We start from the raw sequence: 20,299 nt of genomic DNA, 5'->3' as shown, positions 1-20,299 counted from the left end.
AATGGCTCAAATTATCCTAATAGGGTCAAAATTAATTATATCAGCAGAAGAACATATGAATTCAATCCCTTCATAAATACCATTAAAACAAATATGTCTAGCATCATAATGAATATGTCCATAAATTATTTTTTCTACATTATTTTCCTTAAGAACATCTATAAACTCTTGTGCTTTACTAATTTTCGTAATTGGAGGATAATGCATCATTACAATTTTTTTGCTCTCTTTTGCAGACTCCAAAGAAAGCTTGAGTCTAATTAATTCTCTGTTATAGATTTTAACATCCTTTTCTTCCTTATCATCAATATTAATCCATCCTCTCGTCCCACAAATTGAGTAATTTTCAAATGTGTATGATGTGTTTTGAATGAAATACATATCGTCATACAATGAATTTAGTTTTGTGATAGAAGTCCACCAATAGTCATGATTACCCTTTATTAAAACTTTTTTACCTCTTAAATTATGTATAAACTCTAAATCAGGCAAAGCCTCATCTAATTTTAAAGCCCATGATATATCACCTGCTATCAATACCAAATCATCTTCCTCTATTTTACTATTCCAATTCTCTTGTATTTTTAAAAAATGTTCTTCCCACATTTCTCCAAAAACATTCATGGGTTTATCCGAAGCAAATGATAGATGCAAATCAGATAGTGCATAAATGGCCATAAATTCACATCCTGTCCTATACATTTTATATTTTATTCCGATAAATTAATAGGTGATTGTTATGCAAATAAGAAATATTTCTTATCATATTAAAGATTTAATCCCCAGCAAATATAATATTATTGAAGGTAGTTCAATATATGGCAAAATTGTTACCGATGAACAAGGCAATAATTTTATTAAACTTTACAATGGAACTACTATTCCAGTAAATTTATTAAATGAAAATGCCATTGAAAAAAACAAATTTACAAAATTTATTGTAGAAAAAATTGATAACAACAGCCTTATTTTAAGGGTATTAGGCATTGAGAATACTTTTGATATCGATGCCCTTGACAGCATATTGTTAAAACTGAATGTTCCTTTAGATACAGGCAAAGAAATAATAAATTATCTTCTACTATATAATATACCTGCTACAGATGAAAATATTTTGAGAATATATAAAAATATAAGATTCATAAATATACTAAATAAAACTGATAAAGAAACTCTAATACAAATACTAAAAAACTACTTCAATGAAAATATACCACATGAAGAGACGTTTAACAAGTTAGCATCTGATATATTAAATAAAATAAGTTCAACTAAACCTTCTCAATTTGTCTTTTTACTTCAAAATCACTCTGAAATAAATGTTGATAATATTATAAATTTATATAATTTTTTATATGAAAACAACATAAATGATTTTATTGAAATGGCAAGTAAATTGAATGGGGTAAATAAAAAAATATTAAGTTTAAATGACCTTTTGGATACAGATAAAGAAAATTTACCTATAGAGTTGCATGATAAATTAAAAAACATTATTTTGATTAAGGATATAATAAAAGATATAAATATGAATTATAATTTTTATTTTTTTAATGAAAAAATTAATGACCAGCTATTTAAAAATTCAATTGTTGTAAAAAAAAATAAAATAGAAAAGAATGAATATGCAAAATTATTTTTATCTGTTGAAACTTCTAATATTGGTAAAATAGAAGCATATATATTGAAAAATAACCGCATATTCACAGTTGACTTAAAAGTAACAAAGGATTACCTGCCTTTATTAAAGGATAATTTATACTTGCTCGAGATAAGTTTGAAGAAAAAGATGAAAATTCCTGTAAAACTTTCAGTAGATGAATTGATTAACGAAGAGTATACTTTGAAATTGAACAAATTTTTTAATGACAATAAATTCAGTAGTTTGGATGTGATTGTATGAGAAAAAAGGCAGTTGCTCTTAAATATGAAAAAGGAGACAAAGCACCAGTAATAACAGCAATTGGGTTTGGGGAAATTGCTGAAAAAATAATTAATATTGCATCAGAGTCAAAAGTTCCAATAATTAATAATAAACCGTTGGTAGAAGAACTATCAAAAATATCTATAGGTCAAAATATACCAATTGAACTTTATGAAACGGTTGCCGAGATTCTTGCTTTCATTTATAATCTAAATAGCAAACAAAACCACTCGAAAGGATGATTATATGCCGGAGTTATTTGAAGGACTAGAAGAACTAGGGTTTGATAATCTGAAGGATATTCAAATATATCATAACGGAAATGAGCATGATAAAAAAATTCAGAATTTAAAAGAAGAATCGCAAATAGATATGTTGTACGATAAAACATATATATGCCCGGTTTGCGATAACCAATTTAAAGCTAGAACTGTAAAAATAGGTAAAGCTAGATTGATAAAGGTTGACACTGATTTTATGCCACTTTACGATAAGATAAATCCTCTTTTCTATGACGTAATTATTTGCCCTAAGTGTGGATATGGCGCAATGATTAGCTATTTTGATAAAATTAAGCAAGCTCAGAAGAAGCTGATATTGGATAATATTACTTCAAAATTTAAGTATAAACAATATCCGGATATTTATGATTTAGAAAATGCTATTGAAAGATATAAATATGCCTTATTGAATAGCATTGTGAAAGAATCAAAAAATAGCGAAAAGGCATATAATTGCCTAAAATTATCCTGGATGTATAGGTTAAAAAAAGACGAGATTAACGAAAGAAAATTTTTAGAACAAGCATATATAGGATTTAAGCAGGCATTTGAAACAGAACCTTTCCCTATATGCAATATGGACCAGCATACTTTAATGTATCTAATTGGCGAATGTGCAAGAAGATTAGGTTACGAAAGCGAAGCTTTATTGTGGTATGGAAAGGTTATTGTTTCCCGTAATGCTAAACCAAGAATTATAGAATTAGCACGTGACCAAAAAGATTTTTTAAGAGGAAAAATTCAGCCTGATGCTAATTAGCACAGGCTGATTTAATATGCTCAATTATTTCTTTTTCAATAATAGAATAATAACGTCCATTTCTAAAATCATTAATTATATTTTTCTTTTCGTCTTCATTTAACCCGATAAACTTACTCTTCAAACGTTCAGGAAATTCAATATAAAACGATAATGGATTAAAATCTCCATTAAGAAACAATATTGTAGGAATTCTCGCTTCTCCAACCATTTCATTTAAAAGATTCTCATTTCCTTCTCTTTTAAAAATATAATAATCTAAATTACTATTCAATTCGCATATTTTAGTAATAAAAGGTAATGTAACAACACAATCTGGACAATAATTTTCTGAGAAAACTACCAAATTTATTGGTTTGTTAACACTTTTTATGTAATCTACAGCTTCTGATGATAGTATAATCTTCTCCTGATGATAAGTTAAAATTTGTTTTTGTTCTTCAGTAGCTTGATTCAAATATTCATCAATTTTAACGCCCTTTTTAAAGTCCATTTGGCTTCTCCCCCTTTCTAAATATATTATAAAATTAAATTATGTTGCAATCAAATAAAATATTAATTATATTTATATTATTATAGAATTTAGAAGGGAAGATATTATGGATACAAAAGAACTTTATGAAAAATTAAAGAGCAAGTATTTCAAGAAATTATTTGCTTTTGCTATCATTTTTACTATGTTTTACATTATGAAGGATCTCTTAAATATATTTATTCTAACTTTTTTAATTACTTTTTTAATAAGCAGCCTTAACAAAGCCTTAACAAAACAAATAAGAAAGATTTTTCATATTGATGATGTTATAGTTTCTGTTTTTATTTATTTAATAATTTTTGTTATGATTATTTACTCATTATATAAATATTTACCTATAACGATAAAGCAGGTTTTGGATATATTAGATGAATTAAAAAATTTTGATTACGATAAAATAAACTATTCAAGTTCAGAATATATAAACTTTTTATTAAAACATATAGATATTAAAAAATATATTCTGGAAGGGACTCAGCATGTATTTGTTCTAATGGGTCAAATAGGTCATTTTACTTTTGACTTTATAGCAGCTCTAGTGTTGAGCATGTTTTTCATGTTTGAAAAATATAAAGTTTTGAGTTTCGTAAGGAAATTTAAAGAAAGTAAAATTTCTTGGTTATATGGATATTTCAAAAATTTATCTACTAGCTTCATTGATTCTTTTGGCAAAGTGTTACAATCTCAGTTTGTTGTTGCAATAGTCAATAGCATTGCAACAATCGTTTTTATTTATTTTCTAAAATTCAACCATATTATTGGACTTGGGGTTTTAGTTTTTATATTGTCATTAATCCCGGTGGTAGGAACGATAATTTCGGTAGTCCCTCTTTCAATTATTGCATTTGATGTGGGTGGAATAAATTACATTATTTTAATAATATCTTTCATTATAATTTTTCACGCATTTATAAGTTACTATCTGTATCCTAAACTGATGTCACACAAAGTTAATTTACCTACATTTTTTATTTTTATTGTTTTAATTATTGTGGAGCACTTTTTAGGGGTGTGGGGGTTACTTCTTGGAATTCCACTTTTTATATTTATATTAGATTTGCTTGAGGTAGATTTCTCCTAAAGAATTGTATTATATTTATTCTAATGTGGAAAAATAAATAAATAAAAATAAAGGAGATGTTTTTATGGCAAGTTATGAATTTATCTCCTATATGATAAGCAGCGAAATAAATCTTAATGAAATTGCAGGCCATTTTGGGATTAATAAAAAGTTTAAATGGGAAGAACCTCTGATCCTTAGAGAAAAAAATTTAAAAGGCATTATAAGCAAGCCAGATGACAGATATGTTTATATATTCAGTTTTGGAAGTGTGGTTTGCATTAATATGGCCTTCCATGAAACACAGGATATAATAAATTACCTTAAAAAAATAGATAAAAACTTAAAAAACAATCCTCCTACAACTATTAGGGAAGATTTTAAGCTGTCCATTAGTCCGAATTCAGAACTTGAAATTACCTATAATTCAGTAACACTAAATAAAGTTCAAGACTATCACTTTTCAATTATTGCAACAATTCTTGCTAAATCAGTAGCACTAGAAAAAATTGAAGAGGATATTGATATATTGCTTGACAAAATCGAAGATATAGTTAATTTTCTTGAAAAAGGAAAATTAAATCTAAGCGACGAAAACCTTGCTAAAATGTCCAGCAAAATTTTAAGATTTAAATACAACACAATATCCTACATAATGCTGCTTGATAAACCCAAAATCGCCTGGGAAAACGAAGACGCCGAAAAATTCTATTCTGAACTATCAGAGCTGTTTGAGCTCAATGATAGATACGATAAGATAAAGCATAAAACAGAATTATTGCTCGATATTACAGAAATATTTTCCAGTTTAGCCCAATCAAAGCGCGGGACCAAACTTGAATGGATGATAATTATATTGATTTTGATTGAATTGTTGCTATCACTTATTGAGAAACTATTTATAAAGTAATTCTATGATGTAGCACATCTTCTCTATAAGCATGGTATCCACTTGAATTAGAGTGGTTACAATAAAATTATCCCTATGAATGATTCTTTAAAAGAATCATTCATAGGGACTTATACTTCTTACAAATAAAAATTCAAATCAACGTTTATTAATTTTATATGAATAAGTTTGTATCAGCATTTTCTGCTTCCGCAAGGAATGTTGCTACTCCACCTAATTCTACTCCATCAATCAACTCTTCTTTTCTAATACCCATAAGGTCCATTGACATAGAACATGCTACAAGTCTAACACCATTATACTTTGCCTGTTCTATTAACTCTTCTAAAGATGCTATATTTTTCTTTGCCATCAATCCTCTAATCATTTTTGCACCTAGGCCACCCATATTCATCCTTGAAAGGCTTAGCCTTTTGCTTCCCTGTGGCATCATTTTTGCAAACATTTTTTCAATAAAATTTTTGTTTACCTTTGGTGCTACATCTTTTCTTAATACATTTAATCCCCAGAATGTAAAGAACATGGTAACAGGCCTTCCCATAGCTGCAGCACCATTAGCAATAATAAAAGATGCAATTGCTTTATCTAAATCTCCACTAAATACAAGTATATTTTTACCCTGTCTTACATTAGAAGTTGTTGATACCGCAACTTGACTCATGGAATTTCCTTTTTGAATATAAGCAACATAAGAACCAGCAGTTCTGTCAATTTTTAATAATATATTTCCTGTTCTTCCACACCAAGCCTTTATATCGTTTGAAAATGCTGGGTCTGTAACATGGACTTCGAGTATTTCACCAGTTTTAATTTTTTCTATCTCATTTTTTACCTTCAAAATTGGTCCTGGACATTGAAGTCCACACGCATCCACTTTAATAGTCTTTTTAATTTCAATATCAGTTGCAACTTCCTTTTCTTCTATCCTTGTCATTTCATCATTTAATTTGATTCCTTCACCATATCTTTTTATTGAAGCTTGATAAATGTCATATCCGCCGCTCAAATTGTAAACATCAAAACCATTTTGAACTAATATTCTGTAGGCAATATACCCTCTTAACCCAACCTTGCAGTAAACAACTATTTTCTTATTCTTAGGGATTTCATTCATTCTGTTTCTTATTTCATCAACTGGTATGTTAATAGCACCTGCAATCGAGCCATTTTCAAACTCTAAATCTGTTCTGACATCTAAAATATAGTATTCGTCTTTATTTAATTTTTCAAGTTCATCCCAGTGAACTATTTTCATATCTCCTCTTAGAACATTTGCTGCTGTAAATCCTGCCATATTGACTGGGTCCTTTGCAGAAGAATAGGGAGGAGCATAAGCAAGCTCTAATTCCTCTAAATCATATACAGTAAGGCCGTGCCTTATTGCTGTTGCTAATACGTCAATTCTTTTATCAACTCCATCCCTTCCAACGACTTGGGCTCCCAAAACTTTTCCGTCTGTTGGCGAGAATAATAATTTTATAGTAAGAGTAAATGCACCTGGATAGTATCCTGCATGTGAGCCTGAATGGGTATATGATTTTAAATATGGAATACCCATTCTTTTTAACATCTTTTCATTAGCTCCTGTTGCTGCAGCAGTCATATCAAACACCTTTAATATCGATGTTCCCTGTGCTGACACAAATTTAACATTTCGTCCACAAATATTGTCTGCTGCTATTCTTCCTTGCTTATTCGCAGGTCCGGCAAGCGGGATTAAAGCCATTGAATCAGTAACCAAATCCTTAACTTCGATTGCATCTCCAACAGCATATATATTAGGGTCGCTTGTTCTTAGATATTCATCAACTTTTATTCCTCCACGTTCACCAATTTCAAGCCCAGCTTCCTTAGCCAGCTTTATTTCAGGTCTAACGCCTATAGCCATTATTACCAAGTCTGCTTCTACTTTCTTACCGCTTTTTAGTGAAATGTTTAATCTTTCATTTCCTTCAAATTTTTCTACACCATCTGAGGTGATTACGTCTACCCCATGGTCATTCATTTCCTTTTCTAAAATCCTGGCCATTTCAATATCAAACGGTCCAAGTATCTGGTCCATTGCTTCTATCAGCGTAACCTCAAGACCAGCGTCCTTTAAATTTTCTGCCACTTCAACCCCAATGAATCCTCCACCAACTACTACAGCCTTTTTGGGCGATTTTTCATTTATAAAAGACTTAATTCTATCTACATCAGCCATATTTCTTAATGTAAAAATGTTCTTTTTATCTACACCCGGTATTTGTGGCACAAATGGTGCAGCCCCAGGGGATAATATTATATAATCATATTTTTCTCTATATGTTTTACCTTCCGAAAAAACTTCTACTTCTTTATTTGCCCTGTCTATTTTGGTAACTTCACTTCTAACTCTAATATCAATATTAAATCTTTTTTCCATGCCTTCTTCGGTTTGAACTAATAAATTTTGTCTTTCGCTTATAGTTCCACCTATATAATAAGGCAGGCCACAGTTTGCAAATGATATATAATCTCCTCTTTCAAACATTACTATTTCTATATTTTCATCAAGTCTTCTAAGTCTTGCTGCAGCACTTGCTCCTCCTGCAACTCCACCTATAATAATAACTTTCTTACTCATGCTTTCATCTCCTTGTTAAAAAATTAATTTACAGATTAATAATATGATAAATTTCAGACAATGTCAATATACCTATGCTGGGTATTCGTAAATTTTTTGTCAAATTTGCTTTATTGTTTTAATTTGGTATAATTTAATATATATCATGTTCAAAACGAGGTGTTTATATGCTAGCAAATATTAAAGCAGTTATATTTGATTTGGATGGAACTTTAATCGATTCTTTATGGGTTTGGAAACAAGTTGATATCGAGTTTTTGAAAAAACATGGTATCACACCCCCTGAAGAGTTGCAAAAAACTATAGAGGGTTTGAGCTTTGTTGATACAGCACTATATTTCAAAGAAAAATTCGGAATTAAAGATTCTGTAGAGGAAATAATGGTTGAATGGTCAGAGATGGTATCAGAATACTATTCCTCTGTTATAGAAATTAAAAAAGGAGTAAAGGAGTTTCTTGAGTATTTAAAAAACAATGGCTATAAAATTGGAATTGCTACAAGTAATTCTAAGGATTTAGTTGAATCTGTTCTGACTAGAAATGAAATACTTAAATATTTTGAAGTGATTGTTACAACTGACGAAGTATCTAAAACCAAAACTGAACCCGATGTTTTTTTAGAAACTGCAAGAAGGCTAAATGTTGAACCTCAGCATTGTCTTGTGTTCGAAGATACAATTTCAGGTGCTACAGGAGCAAAAAAAGCCGGTATGAAGGTAACCGGAATATTTGACGAACATGGAACCTGCACGCCTGAAGAATTTGCGGAATATGTAGATGAGCTTGTTCACGACTATGATTCAATTTTAACAAAATACTGCAAATAATTTAAAATATTTGATTAAAAAGCCCCATGATATAATTCCATATCTTTGGGGCTTAATTTTTTAGCAGCATTTACAAATTTATAATCTCTTATTTTTTAGCAGCAAATAAGCACCAATTGCAATAAACAGCACCGGAACGAAATATGTGCTAATGTAAGACCTTATTAAATTATACAATTCATATCCATAAAACATTTTATTAAATACTGCAATTATTCCTATTAGAATTAATCCCCATCCAACTAATGTTAAAAATTTATTGCTAAACAAATTGCTTATACTTTCATTAATTCTAAAGTTTCCGTTTCCAAACAAGTCGCTGTCATGGACAATTTCGCCCCTGTCAATTTTATTAGCTAAATTGAAAGTATCAAAGAATGTGTAGAACCATATTGGAACTTTAACAATGGTTGATAAAAATCCTAAACCCACCATATCAAACACAGGCTCAACGAGTAAGAATAAGATTAAGAATTGGATTCCTCTTCTTACAAGTCCTAAATACATATATCCTACACCTGGAATCAAGGCTGACAAAAAAGTAAGCAAACTATTTCTTCTCATATTTTTCACACTCCTAACAACTTATTTATGTTTTGAAATAAAATATTAAGTTCTGCATTAATTGTATATTGCCATTCAAAAAACCTGTAGTAATAATTAGTTAAGTTCATGAGTATTAGCAAAACGCCTGAAGTAATAAAGCAAACGCCTGGTATGCTAATTGATTTATTATTTTTATGCCCATTTAACTTTTCAAATAGCTTAGCATTGTAATTATTGCTTATTTTGATGTCTTCAAAGGAATTCTTTATAAATAAATCTAATTCATCCTCTCTTCTTTGCATATTAAAACCTCCCCTTTTTCTAACTCTTTCTTCAATTTTTGTTTTGCCCTATATATTCTTCCCTCAACAGCTTTGGGTGAAATATTTAGTATATTTGATATTTCACTTTCTTTAAATCCTATATAATAATACAAAACGATGATAGTTCTTAAATTTTCAGGAAGTTCTAAAATGCACTTTCTAACAAAAATCCTTTCATCAGTTTTATCGTAATCAAAATCATCCTTCAATACATCAAATAGTCCAAATACCTGCTTTATTCTTTTTCTCCTTATATAGTCAATACTTAGATTTCTTGCTATTCTGAATAAATATGTGGATATGGAACATTCAAATCTGAAACTTCTTAAATTCTGGTAAAATTTAATAAACACTTCTTGAGAAAGGTCCTCAGCTTCATTTATATCCTTTGTATAGGTATAGCAGAACATAACTAATTTATTTTTATGCTTATTAACAAATTCAACAAAGCAATCTTCATCACCATTCCTTATCCTTTCAATCAATTCTTTATCGTCCAACTGCATCACTCCACATTTTTAAAATTGATTACCCCATTATTAACTTCTATTTTTAATTTATTAGCACCCGTTCCCAAAACCTTTTTTATTCCCGAATTAACTCTGTTTTCATTGTTTAGTTTGCATACCCCACTGTTTATTGTTAAATCTGCATCTACATTTTTTTCATTAGTTATCAAGTTAACTACTCCACTGTCCAAATTTATTTTAAAATTTTTTAAATCATAATTATTTATATTTAGTTTTGCATTATCTATGTCAATATTTAAAACCTCTGTTCTTCCTTTTATATTTATATTTCCATTATCTCCATCAATATTAATCGTCTTGATATTAACAACATCCATATCGATATTGTTGCAATTTATATTAAGTTTGTTTGCGTTTTTTAAATTTATCTTGCCATTGTCAATTTCAAGTTTATATTCGTTTACTTGGGTATCTCCCTCTAATTTTAGATTATCAGAAATAATGTCAAAATCAATATTTTCAGGTATCTCAATTTGCAATTCTATCCTTCTAATATCTTTATTATTAAAATAAATATTTGTTACACCACTGTTTTCTTCAATTGTAGGTTTAAACTCATGATAAAAAGTGTTTTTATCAAAATATGCTCTGCCATCAAGTGATAAATTATTATCTGACGACTTTTTAACATTAATAGCCAAATTATTAGAATGTAATATCAGATGTTTTGTGTTCAATTTATAAGTCTGGTTAAATCCAATCTGTTTATACCTTGAGCTTTCTATATTTAATTCGAAGGGATTAAAATCAAACTTCCCTGCAAAAAAATTGTTAGTAACAAATTGAAACCCGTTAACAAACAAGTAAATCAAAATTACAAAAATAATTAATGGATTAAAGCCTATCTTTTCGTCGATTTTTCTTGAATTAATGGCTATTACTTCAGCTCCTAATATAATAAACAATACAGGCCAGAATTTAAATACTGAATTTGCAACTTGAGGATTTGTTTTTTCAAGCATCATCCAAATTCCAAGAAATATAAATCCTATAGCTGATGAAATTGTCCCAATTCTTCTCATAATCATCTCTCCTTTCCTTCTACTATAATAGACGCAATAACTTATACTTATCCCACGGACTTTTTAAAAAATCCCATGTTATGATTTCTAGGGCTAATTTATACTCACAAATACACTTTGGATTTGATTTGTTTTAATAACGCCCTTTGAAACCATTCATGGGATTCAAAATAATATTATAAATTTAAATATCGTTCTAAGTATGGCTGAATAGAGAATAAATTTTTGAGTTTTTTGTATTCTTCAATCGCCTTAACATTTCTATCAGATACTTTTATAGCCCTTATTAACAAGTTTTTAGGAGTTTCAAGCGGAGAAATATATTCTACAATGGATACCTTGTATCCTGCAGACTCTAACAATAATCCCCTTATTCCGTCAGTTAAAAGGTCTGAAAATCTCGACTTAAAGATACCATGTTTAAAAATTTCATTTAAATTCTCAAACTTAACCTGTTCTAATAATTCTCTATGGCAGCAGGGAACTGCAAAAATTGCCTTTGAATTAAATTGTATTGCAGCTCCTAATGCTAGGTCAGTAGCAATGTCACAAGCGTGAAGGCTTATAACAATATCTATCCTTTTTTCAGGCATATAATCCTTAATATTCCCCTTGATAAATTCCATATTTCTATATCCTAACTGTTTTGCAATTTTTGTTGAATTTTGAATAACTATATCCGATGTATCTATACCAATAAAATAGCAATTCTTTTTCTTTTTTTCTTTGATATAATAATTTAATACAAAAGTTAAATAGGATTTGCCGCAAGCACAATCCAATACATTTATAGTATCCAATTCACCAAGTTCATCCAAATATGCGTCTATAAGCTCAACAAAGTGGTCAATCTGATTATATTTTCTTATCATGTCGTTTTTTAATTTGCCATCTTTAGTCAATATACCTATAGCTTTAAGAAGCTCGCTTGCTTCATTAATTTTTATGTAGTAATCCCTTTTTAAATTAAGGGCTGCAGTATCATGTTCATCACTCACAGCGATTGTCTCTTCATCTACGTTTTTGAGTTTCACTCCTTTATTATCCGCTAATATGATTGTTGTCTTTCCTCTTTCAAATAATTTAAATCCTAATGATTCATATTTTTGACTTTCATTTTTAATTATTTCAGCTATCTGGTCAAACTTAATTTTTTGCTTGTTCCCATTGAAAAACAAAGTTCCTTCATCAAAATTATAAATGCCTTTATATTCTTTTGTTCCAGATTTAAAAATAAATTCTACTCCCTTAACAAAGTCGATATTTTCTTCAACTCTTTGTATTAAACTGTTTAAAAAAAACTCTAATTTAGTTATAACTTGCTTGTTCATTTTACCACCTCTTGCACAAATCTTATAACATTATAACAAAAAACTAAAATGGGGGAAACTCCCCCCATATATGTTAAACGGCTAAATATTCTGCTTCTACATTAAATGTTCTGTTTTCAGGTGCTCGAATACCAAGTATAAAACTAATGCCGTATTTTTCTTCAGCAAATTTAATATTCTTAATAAACTCCTCCACCAGCTCAAAATTATCTTTAAATATGTTGTTTAAGTTATCGATGAAAATAGTGTCGATATCATAGTCCTCTGAAATTATGCCATAAACAAAACCTAAAAATGAATCGATTGAAGATATGGGAAACTGAGAGGTATCAATAAGCCTAATACGAGAATTCAAATCAAAGATGTTCTCCATGTTGTTGCTGATATAAACAATATGGCCCTTTGTGCTTGAAATCATTTCATTTGCAATTGAAATGAGTTTCTTTGTCTTTCCGGCACCTTTTTCGCCGGTGATTACTTGAACCATGTTAATCACCTCATTTATTTTAATAATAGGTCTTACTAAGATAATACTATATTCAGAAAATTTTTTCAATTCTAATTTTTATGTAATTTATTCTTTTAGCACTATTATTTACTTATTATCTTAAATTATACATTATTTTTACAGCATATTAAAAAATCAGTGGGAATACCCACTGATTAATTGTTAACTATATGGAATTCGCACTTAGGAAGTTTTTCATACAGTCCTTTCAGTATAATGTTTTCTTTTACGTCTCCTGGAGCTGCACCTAACACAATCTGAGATATATCGTTTTCTTTTGCAAACTTTTCAATAGCTTCAACTACATTATTAGATCTCAAGACAGTCATCGAAGCTTCATATTCCTTAGAGATATCGAAAAGGTATTCTAACGCATCATTTTGCATAGGATTATCTAAAAAATTATCCCCATCCTTTGCTACATGAATAACGAATAACTCTCCTCCAAAGTCTTTCTTAAGTTCAGCTCCCTTTTTAATAAGTCTTTCGCAGGTTTTTTGCTGAGTAACACAAACTAATATATGCTGCATATTTTTCACTAATACTCCCCTTTCTGGGCATTTTATAATTTATTCTCTATCAAAATGTCGTCAAATTTAATCTTGCCCAATGAAGATAATCTTACTCCGACAATCCCATCTTTTATTGCCAATCCTGACTGCGGATGATACAGGAATATCCAAGGTGCATCCTCCACTATAATTCTTTGTATTTCCTTATAAAGTTCAATTCTTTTTTGAGGATTTATTACTTCTCTTGCTTGTTTCATCAATTCTAATACTTTGCTGTTTTCATACCTAGTAAAATCAGTGAAGTTTTCTGGATTAAATAATGGTTCTAGATAATTATCAGGGTCTCCTGTATCTGCAATCCAGCCGCTAATAAATATGTGGCATTTCGCTATTGTTTCTGCCTTCAAATATTGCTGCGGTAAAACCTTTTCAATTGAACACCTAATACCTATCTTCTCCAAATCTTCTTTTATCATTTCTGCTATAAGTTCATAGGTATTATTACCCGTTCCTGTTCTTGTTTGAATTATCAAAGTTTCATTTTTAATATTTCTTCTATTCAATATTTCCCTTGCCTTTTGTGGATTATACGAATAGCCTGACAAATATTTGTTATCGAGCATACCAGGAGGTAGTGGTCCCCTGGATTCTTGAGCCATACCCTTCATTAATGTATCAATAATTCTATTTTTATCGATTGCATAGTTTATAGCCTGTCTTATCTCTTTATCCCTAATAAGAGCTGAGTTAGAATTTAAATTGAAACCTCCATAGGTTGTTGACATCATATTTTGCATGATAATGTTGCTATATCCAGAAGTTTTTAATTTGTCAAGCGTTGCTTTATCTTCAAAGTATATGAAATCATATTTGCCATTTAAAAACTCTTCAACCAAATTCTCATCTTTAAATTTTAGAACTATTCTATCTACATATGGGGCACCACCAAAGTAATCCTTAAATGCGTTTAAAACGCACTTATTTTCATTCGCCTCATCAATATAATATGGTCCACATCCAGTAATTGTTCCTCTTTCAGCATCCTCTCTTGCAATAACTGCACACGCGCTTTGAGCAAGATTTAATAAAAATCCTGTATACGGCGACTTTAATCTAATTTTGATTTTGTATTTATCAACAACGCTAATTCCACTAACATTTGTCGCCCTACCCTTTTGATACTCATCGCTGCCTTCTACAAGTCCTAAAAACCAAGCATTTGGAGATTCAAGTTTTGGGCTTAATAATCTCTCAAATGAATATTTCACATCATCCGCCGTAATTTCTCTTCCGTTGTGAAATTTTGCACCTCTTCTTAAATTGAAAACCCATGTTCTATTATCATCTTCAACATACCAGCTCTTAGCAAGCCCTGGGAAAACTTCGGTTGAATTGCCCTGTATCAACAAGCCAGCATGAACATTAGAAAAAATTCTTGCGCTTGCTGAGTCAAAGGACATAGCAGGGTCATAATTTTCTGGGATTCCATGTAGATTGGTAATTATTTCAAATTCATCAATGCTTGAAATGTCTATTTTATTAACAACAAAATTTGAAACATGATTTAAATCCTTCGACGTTTCATACAATGCATCGATTGAGTTTTTAGTATAACCAGCATTTAATAGAGCATACTCAGTTTTCTTCATAAGTTCGTTTGAATTCTTATTCAAAATATTAGTTGCTTCAACAACCTTTTCAAAATTTTCAACCTGTTTTGTTATTCCTTGATTAATTTCATCTGAAGCTGAAACGGTTGTTTTAACTGCGCTAATTATTTTATCGAATACCTTTTTTGTATTATCAGCAATGTTTACACCTTCATCTACCATCGATTTGCTTTTATTCATAGCATCAACAGTTTTGCTGATTGTATCATTGATTTCTCTTATAGTTTGCGCTATTTTTTCAGCTGATTCACTGCTCCTTTGTGCTAGCTTTTTAACTTCTGCAGCAACTACTGCAAAGCCTCGGCCAGCTTCACCTGCTCTTGCAGCTTCAATTGAAGCATTTAAAGATAATAAGTTTGTTTGTTCTGATATATCCTTTATAATATTTAACATATCATTGATTTTTAAAGCTTTATCGCTCAACATATTTACAATATCTGTAATATCAGATACCGACTTTTCTATACTTCTTATTGCAGTTATTGATTTGTCTACTGCAACATTACCTTCTTGAGCAACGTTTAATGTTTCAATTGCAATTTCCTTTGACTGAGTTGTGCTCGCATAAACTTGTTGCGCAATTGCTGAATAACTGCTTATCTCGTCCATAACGTCATTTAAAGAATCCAAACTGTGTTCAACGTTTGAATAGATTCCGTTTATCGTATCTATAAGATTTTGGGTTGCAAACTCCATTTCATCAATTCGATTTAGCATCTTATTAACAATATTTTTCTCATTGATAATGCTTATCTTAACCTCATTTTCAATGCCTTTATTAGTGTTCTTTTCATCAAAAGTTATTGCTATTTCGTCATTTTTATTACTTTTTTTGAAAAAATTCAGCACATAACCACCCACTTTGATAAAATTTTCGTATACAAATGTTATTATATTACATACAAAAAAATATTTCAAATATTTGTATTCCTTTGTGTGGTATAATTATATAATAAAAATAAGTAAACTATTAAGGGTGATAATGTGGATATTCAAAAATTGCTTTCACTTATATCTAAGGATGAAAGTTCAAAATTGGATTTTAAAGAAAAAATTAATATAGAAACTGAAAGCAGTAAAAAAGAATTAGCAAAGGATATATGTGCTATCGCTAATTCAAAAGGCGGAAGAGGATATTTGATATTTGGCATTGAAGACAAAACCAAAAAAATTATTGGCATTAATAAAGATGATTTTATTGAGGAAAAAATACAGCAAATAGTTTCAACGAGAATCGACCCTCCAATTCCAATATCTGTTGAAACCCATACAATAGATAATAAAACGATTGGATTGATTGTAATTTACAACACCGAACAGAAACCATATCAGATAAGAGAAACAGGTGCATTTTACATTAGAAGAGGCTCAACGACTGATTTCATGAGGAAAGATGAAATTGCATCTATGCTTCAGGAAAATGGTCTGATATCTATTGAGCTTACTCCCGTTCTAAGGGCTACTGTAAAAGACCTTGATTTCGAAAAAATCGAAAAATATTTTTCTTCGATAGGTATGAACACATCAATCGATAATCACTTATTGTTGGCCTCTGGAATATTGACCAGAGAGAAAGAAGCAAACGAATTTCACCCTTCTATTGGAGGATTGCTTATTTTTGGTAAAAAACCAGAAATATTCTTGCCTAATTCGGTAGCTATAATAAAAAACTACGTAAACAATGAAATGCCAAAATTTCATATGTCCACAGGAACTATAATCGAAATGCTGGATGACGCATCTGATTTTATAAGAAAAACATTAAAATGTGAAGATATAATCCTAAATGTTGTAGATGAATATCTAGCCAAAGCAACAGTATATAGAGATTATTTTAGCCTAAAAGGATGTGTTGAAATTTATCTTTTCAATAATAAAGTAGAAATAATAAACCCAGGTGCTGCTATTAAATCTACAAATAACGATAAATACATCAAAAGAAATCTCTGGCTTTATACAAAATTAATTTCAATTGATGTAAATAATAAATACTTTAACAAAGATGTATCAAAATCTCAGTTTGAAAAAAACTATGGCAAAATTAGAACCTATAATATTTTGTCAAGCAATTTATTTAAAGTAATTATTCCAACTAAAAAAATAAAATGAATTAAGCCCCATGAATGTTCTTTCAGCTTCGCTCATTTATGGGGCATTGATTTTATATTCTCACAATGATATTAAATTTTTTCCTAAATGTTAATTATTTTTCAAATTCAGCAAATATTTGCTTTATGTTTTCTTGATGTAAATATAGAATATCGTTTAAAATGTCGGACATATATTCGTAGTCATCCTTAAAGTCAAATTTAAATAGCCATGTTGGATTATATTCTTCTACTTCTTCAATCTCTGCATCAATTTCGTTGTATTTTTCTATATTATACATCTCATAAACTTCATTATATTGTTCATCGGTTACATCTTTATCTGTGGTTAAAAACAGATAACATTTTCCGTCTTCAACATATGCCTTGTATACGAATTCTAATCCGACCTCTATTTCGTAACTTCCTAATTCTTCAGTTAAAATTCCATTTTCCCTCTTATAAAGGACTAACGCCTTTCCTTCCATCAAATCACCCCTTAGAATTTCATTCTTTCGTTAATATAGTTTTTAACTTCTTCTATAGGGATTCTAACTTGTTGCATTGTGTCTCTATCTCTTACTGTAACCATTTTATCATTTAACGAATCAAAATCGAATGTTATACAGAAAGGAGTTCCTATCTCATCTTGTCTTCTATATCTCTTTCCAATGCTTCCTGTTTCGTCATAATCAACCATAAAGTCCTTAGCAAGCTCTGCATACACTTCTTTAGCTCCATCTGCTAATTTTTTAGAAAGAGGTAATACTGCAGCTTTAAATGGTGCAAGTGCAGGATGGAATCTTAAGACAGTTCTAACATCTCCATCTTCAAGTTGTTCTTCATCATAGGCATCTATAAGGAATGCGAGCAATACCCTATCAGCACCCACAGAAGGTTCAATACAATAAGGAACTAATTTTTCATTGATCTCAGGGTCAAAGTAAACCAAATCTTCTCCCGAATGATTTATATGCTGCTTTAAATCAAAATCTGTTCTATCTGCTATACCCCAAAGTTCTCCCCATCCAAATGGGAATTTATATTCTATATCAGTGGTTGCATTGCTGTAATGAGATAATTCTTCCTTTTCATGGTCCCTTAATCTTATGTTCTCTTCCTTCATGCCTAAATTTAATAGCCAATTCTTGCAGAAATTCTTCCAGTAATTAAACCACTCTAAATCTTCACCAGGTTTGCAGAAAAATTCCAATTCCATTTGCTCGAATTCTCTTGTTCTAAATATAAAATTACCAGGAGTAATTTCATTTCTAAATGATTTTCCAATTTGTCCTATACCAAATGGCAATTTTTTTCTTGTAGTTCGTAGGACGTTTTTAAAATTAACAAATATACCCTGAGCAGTTTCCGGCCTTAAATAAACCTGAGCTTTACTATCCTCAGTTACACCCTGATATGTTTTAAACATAAGATTAAATTGTCTTATATCAGTCCAGTCAAAGGCTCCACATTCAGGACATTTAATGTTGTTTTCTCTTATGTAGTTCATCATATCCTGATTGCTCCAACCGCCTACATGAGGTTCCTGACCTATACTTTGCTGATAATCTTCTATTAATTTATCTGCTCTAAACCTTGATTTGCAGCTTTTGCAGTCCATCAAAGGGTCGCTAAATCCTCCAACGTGTCCTGATGCTACCCATACTTGTGGATTCATTAAAATTGCACAATCTACACCTACATTATATGGAGACTCTTGGATGAATTTTTTCCACCAAGCTTTTTTTACATTGTTTTTTAATTCTACTCCCAAAGGACCATAATCCCATGTATTTGCAAGTCCTCCGTAAATTTCTGAACCCGGAAAAATAAAACCTCTGCTTTTGCTTAACGAAACTATTTTTTCCATTGTTTTTTCAGCCGCCATTGTCATTCCTCCTCATAAATATTATTTGCACAGTAAAATATTTTATCAAAATAAAAAGCCATTCATCCCATAAGGGACGAAAGGCTTTGCTTCCGCGGTTCCACCCTAGTTGACCATTTGGTCCACCTTATGATTTAAACTCAAGAGCGCCCTTCATTGAAACTCTATGCCGGACTTTCACCCTCACCGACTCGCTAAAATAGAGACCTTCAATTACTCCTCTCCATCATCGCTTACTTTATTCACTTATTGATATAATACCAAATTATTCTTATTTGTCAAGAAATTTAATCCCACAACCGCTGCAACCTGAACATGATTTTTTATATTCTGGATATGACTTAAATACAAATCCTTGTTTTGGAGTATCAACAAAGTCAATCTCGATTTCATCAGCATACTCATTTAATCTATGGTCTGCAACAAATGTAATATCACCTATTTGATGTTTTTCATCATTTTCCAAAACCTCGTCGTAGGCTATTCCGAATCTTATTCCCTTGCATCCAATCATATCTGTGTAAATTCTAACTATTAAGTCCTGATTATTCTCTTTAGCAATCTTCTTTATCATAAAAAGAGCCTTATCGGTCGGTATAATTTTCAATTGAAATCCCCTTTCATTTTTTATTTATACTTAATATTAACAAAAATATTCAGTTTTATAAATACCGTGATATAATATATAATATATTTTTTTACGAGGTGAATCAATATGCTAAGATTATGGGGAAAAATAATAAAAAACAACAGGTTAATAAAACATGATGAAGTTACAATTGCTGAAAATATAGAATATCAGGAACAATTAAAAAAATGTATAACTGAACTTTGCTACAGACTTGATATTCAGAAACCCTACTGGCTTCCACATAACCTTGATGAGTATAACAATATAAGAAAGACATCCTTCAATCAGGACAATTTTATTGAAGAAATAGATTTTGACAAATTCGAAATCATCGAACTTGAATCATAAT

At 30.2% G+C, this 20,299-nt stretch carries 22 protein-coding genes; 8 read left to right on the top strand and 14 right to left on the bottom strand.

From position 1 onward, the window contains the following. Positions 1-6: 6 nt before the first annotated feature. Positions 7-678 carry a metallophosphoesterase gene (locus tag ABG79_RS00670; RefSeq protein ID WP_057976060.1) on the bottom strand — a complete coding sequence of 224 codons (672 nt, stop codon included), beginning with the start codon at positions 676-678 and terminating at the stop codon, positions 7-9. Between the two features lie 61 nt (positions 679-739). On the opposite strand from ABG79_RS00670, the gene ABG79_RS00665 reads away from it, so the two are divergent. From ABG79_RS00665 to ABG79_RS00655, 3 genes are read left to right on the top strand one after another with little or no spacing between them, the layout of a single operon-like run. Continuing rightward, complete coding sequence (locus tag ABG79_RS00665; RefSeq protein WP_057976059.1) at positions 740-1,903, top strand: hypothetical protein; 1,164 nt, start codon at positions 740-742, stop codon at positions 1,901-1,903. Continuing rightward, entirely contained in the window at positions 1,900-2,166 is a 267-nt protein-coding gene (locus ABG79_RS00660) for an EscU/YscU/HrcU family type III secretion system export apparatus switch protein (RefSeq protein ID WP_057976057.1), read from the top strand. Before ABG79_RS00665 ends, ABG79_RS00660 begins: the two co-directional genes overlap by 4 nt. Positions 2,167-2,170: 4 nt before the next feature. Then, positions 2,171-2,965 carry a DUF2225 domain-containing protein gene (locus ABG79_RS00655; RefSeq protein WP_057976055.1) on the top strand — a complete coding sequence of 265 codons (795 nt, stop codon included), beginning with the start codon at positions 2,171-2,173 and terminating at the stop codon, positions 2,963-2,965. Here ABG79_RS00655 and ABG79_RS00650 read toward each other — a convergent pair. Then, the gene (locus ABG79_RS00650; protein WP_057976053.1) at positions 2,958-3,458 is read right to left on the bottom strand and encodes a thioredoxin family protein; all 501 of its coding nucleotides are present in this window, start codon (positions 3,456-3,458) and stop codon (positions 2,958-2,960) included. The genes ABG79_RS00655 and ABG79_RS00650 overlap by 8 nt on opposite strands. A 106-nt stretch (positions 3,459-3,564) precedes the next feature. On the opposite strand from ABG79_RS00650, the gene ABG79_RS00645 reads away from it, so the two are divergent. Together ABG79_RS00645 and ABG79_RS00640 are read left to right on the top strand one after the other, a co-directional pair. Beyond that, positions 3,565-4,581 (top strand): AI-2E family transporter, encoded by a 1,017-nt coding sequence (locus ABG79_RS00645; protein WP_057976050.1) that lies wholly within the window; start codon positions 3,565-3,567, stop codon positions 4,579-4,581. A gap of 64 nt (positions 4,582-4,645) precedes the next feature. Then, on the top strand, positions 4,646-5,470 hold the full coding sequence (locus ABG79_RS00640) for an RMD1 family protein (RefSeq protein WP_057976048.1): 825 nt from the start codon (positions 4,646-4,648) through the stop codon (positions 5,468-5,470). A gap of 154 nt (positions 5,471-5,624) precedes the next feature. Here the strand turns inward: ABG79_RS00640 and ABG79_RS00635 are convergent, their stop codons facing one another. Continuing rightward, entirely contained in the window at positions 5,625-8,075 is a 2,451-nt protein-coding gene (locus ABG79_RS00635; protein ID WP_057976046.1) for an FAD-dependent oxidoreductase, read from the bottom strand. A 167-nt stretch (positions 8,076-8,242) separates the two neighbouring features. Between ABG79_RS00635 and ABG79_RS00630 the strand changes: the two genes are divergently transcribed. After that, positions 8,243-8,902, top strand: a complete 660-nt coding sequence (locus ABG79_RS00630; protein WP_057976045.1) for an HAD family hydrolase — start codon at positions 8,243-8,245, stop codon at positions 8,900-8,902. A gap of 78 nt (positions 8,903-8,980) precedes the next feature. Here the strand turns inward: ABG79_RS00630 and ABG79_RS00625 are convergent, their stop codons facing one another. From ABG79_RS00625 to ABG79_RS00590, 8 genes are all read right to left on the bottom strand, one after another. Continuing rightward, a complete protein-coding gene (locus ABG79_RS00625; protein WP_057976042.1) occupies positions 8,981-9,466 on the bottom strand; it encodes a hypothetical protein in 486 nt (161 codons plus the stop codon). A 5-nt stretch (positions 9,467-9,471) separates the two neighbouring features. Further along, positions 9,472-9,750, bottom strand: a complete 279-nt coding sequence (locus ABG79_RS00620) for a hypothetical protein (protein ID WP_057976040.1) — start codon at positions 9,748-9,750, stop codon at positions 9,472-9,474. Then, positions 9,726-10,271: an RNA polymerase sigma factor gene (locus tag ABG79_RS00615; protein ID WP_160318199.1), complete on the bottom strand. Its 546-nt coding sequence runs from the start codon at positions 10,269-10,271 to the stop codon at positions 9,726-9,728. The genes ABG79_RS00620 and ABG79_RS00615 overlap by 25 nt, the downstream gene beginning before the upstream one ends. 5 nt (positions 10,272-10,276) lie before the next feature. After that, entirely contained in the window at positions 10,277-11,323 is a 1,047-nt protein-coding gene (locus ABG79_RS00610; RefSeq protein WP_057976037.1) for a LiaI-LiaF-like domain-containing protein, read from the bottom strand. Between the two features lie 176 nt (positions 11,324-11,499). After that, complete coding sequence (locus ABG79_RS00605) at positions 11,500-12,654, bottom strand: class I SAM-dependent methyltransferase (RefSeq protein ID WP_057976035.1); 1,155 nt, start codon at positions 12,652-12,654, stop codon at positions 11,500-11,502. Positions 12,655-12,727: 73 nt separating this feature from the next. Next, a complete protein-coding gene (locus ABG79_RS00600; protein ID WP_057976033.1) occupies positions 12,728-13,141 on the bottom strand; it encodes a hypothetical protein in 414 nt (137 codons plus the stop codon). A gap of 176 nt (positions 13,142-13,317) precedes the next feature. Beyond that, positions 13,318-13,692: a universal stress protein gene (locus ABG79_RS00595; RefSeq protein WP_057976458.1), complete on the bottom strand. Its 375-nt coding sequence runs from the start codon at positions 13,690-13,692 to the stop codon at positions 13,318-13,320. A gap of 32 nt (positions 13,693-13,724) precedes the next feature. Further along, on the bottom strand, positions 13,725-16,193 hold the full coding sequence (locus ABG79_RS00590; RefSeq protein WP_057976030.1) for an ABC transporter substrate-binding protein: 2,469 nt from the start codon (positions 16,191-16,193) through the stop codon (positions 13,725-13,727). Between the two features lie 135 nt (positions 16,194-16,328). Here ABG79_RS00590 and ABG79_RS00585 point away from each other — a divergent pair, with 135 nt between their 5' ends. Further along, positions 16,329-17,453: an AlbA family DNA-binding domain-containing protein gene (locus ABG79_RS00585; protein ID WP_057976028.1), complete on the top strand. Its 1,125-nt coding sequence runs from the start codon at positions 16,329-16,331 to the stop codon at positions 17,451-17,453. Between the two features lie 94 nt (positions 17,454-17,547). On the opposite strand, the gene ABG79_RS00580 is transcribed toward ABG79_RS00585, so the two are convergent. From ABG79_RS00580 to ABG79_RS00570, 3 genes are all read right to left on the bottom strand, one after another. Further along, positions 17,548-17,919 (bottom strand): DUF6762 family protein, encoded by a 372-nt coding sequence (locus ABG79_RS00580; RefSeq protein ID WP_057976026.1) that lies wholly within the window; start codon positions 17,917-17,919, stop codon positions 17,548-17,550. A gap of 11 nt (positions 17,920-17,930) precedes the next feature. Further along, positions 17,931-19,319, bottom strand: coding sequence for a glycine--tRNA ligase (locus tag ABG79_RS00575; protein WP_057976024.1), 1,389 nt, complete (start codon positions 19,317-19,319; stop codon positions 17,931-17,933). Between the two features lie 271 nt (positions 19,320-19,590). Then, on the bottom strand, positions 19,591-19,926 hold the full coding sequence (locus tag ABG79_RS00570; RefSeq protein WP_057976022.1) for a hypothetical protein: 336 nt from the start codon (positions 19,924-19,926) through the stop codon (positions 19,591-19,593). A gap of 108 nt (positions 19,927-20,034) precedes the next feature. On the opposite strand from ABG79_RS00570, the gene ABG79_RS00565 reads away from it, so the two are divergent. Then, positions 20,035-20,298, top strand: a complete 264-nt coding sequence (locus ABG79_RS00565; RefSeq protein ID WP_057976020.1) for a hypothetical protein — start codon at positions 20,035-20,037, stop codon at positions 20,296-20,298. Position 20,299 lies beyond the last annotated feature (1 nt).

Source organism: Caloramator mitchellensis, from assembly GCF_001440545.1.
GTDB classification, from domain to species: domain Bacteria; phylum Bacillota; class Clostridia; order Clostridiales; family Caloramatoraceae; genus Caloramator; species Caloramator mitchellensis.
The sequence above is the reverse complement of the archived record's forward strand: the minus strand, read 5'-3'. Positions and strand labels throughout refer to the sequence as shown.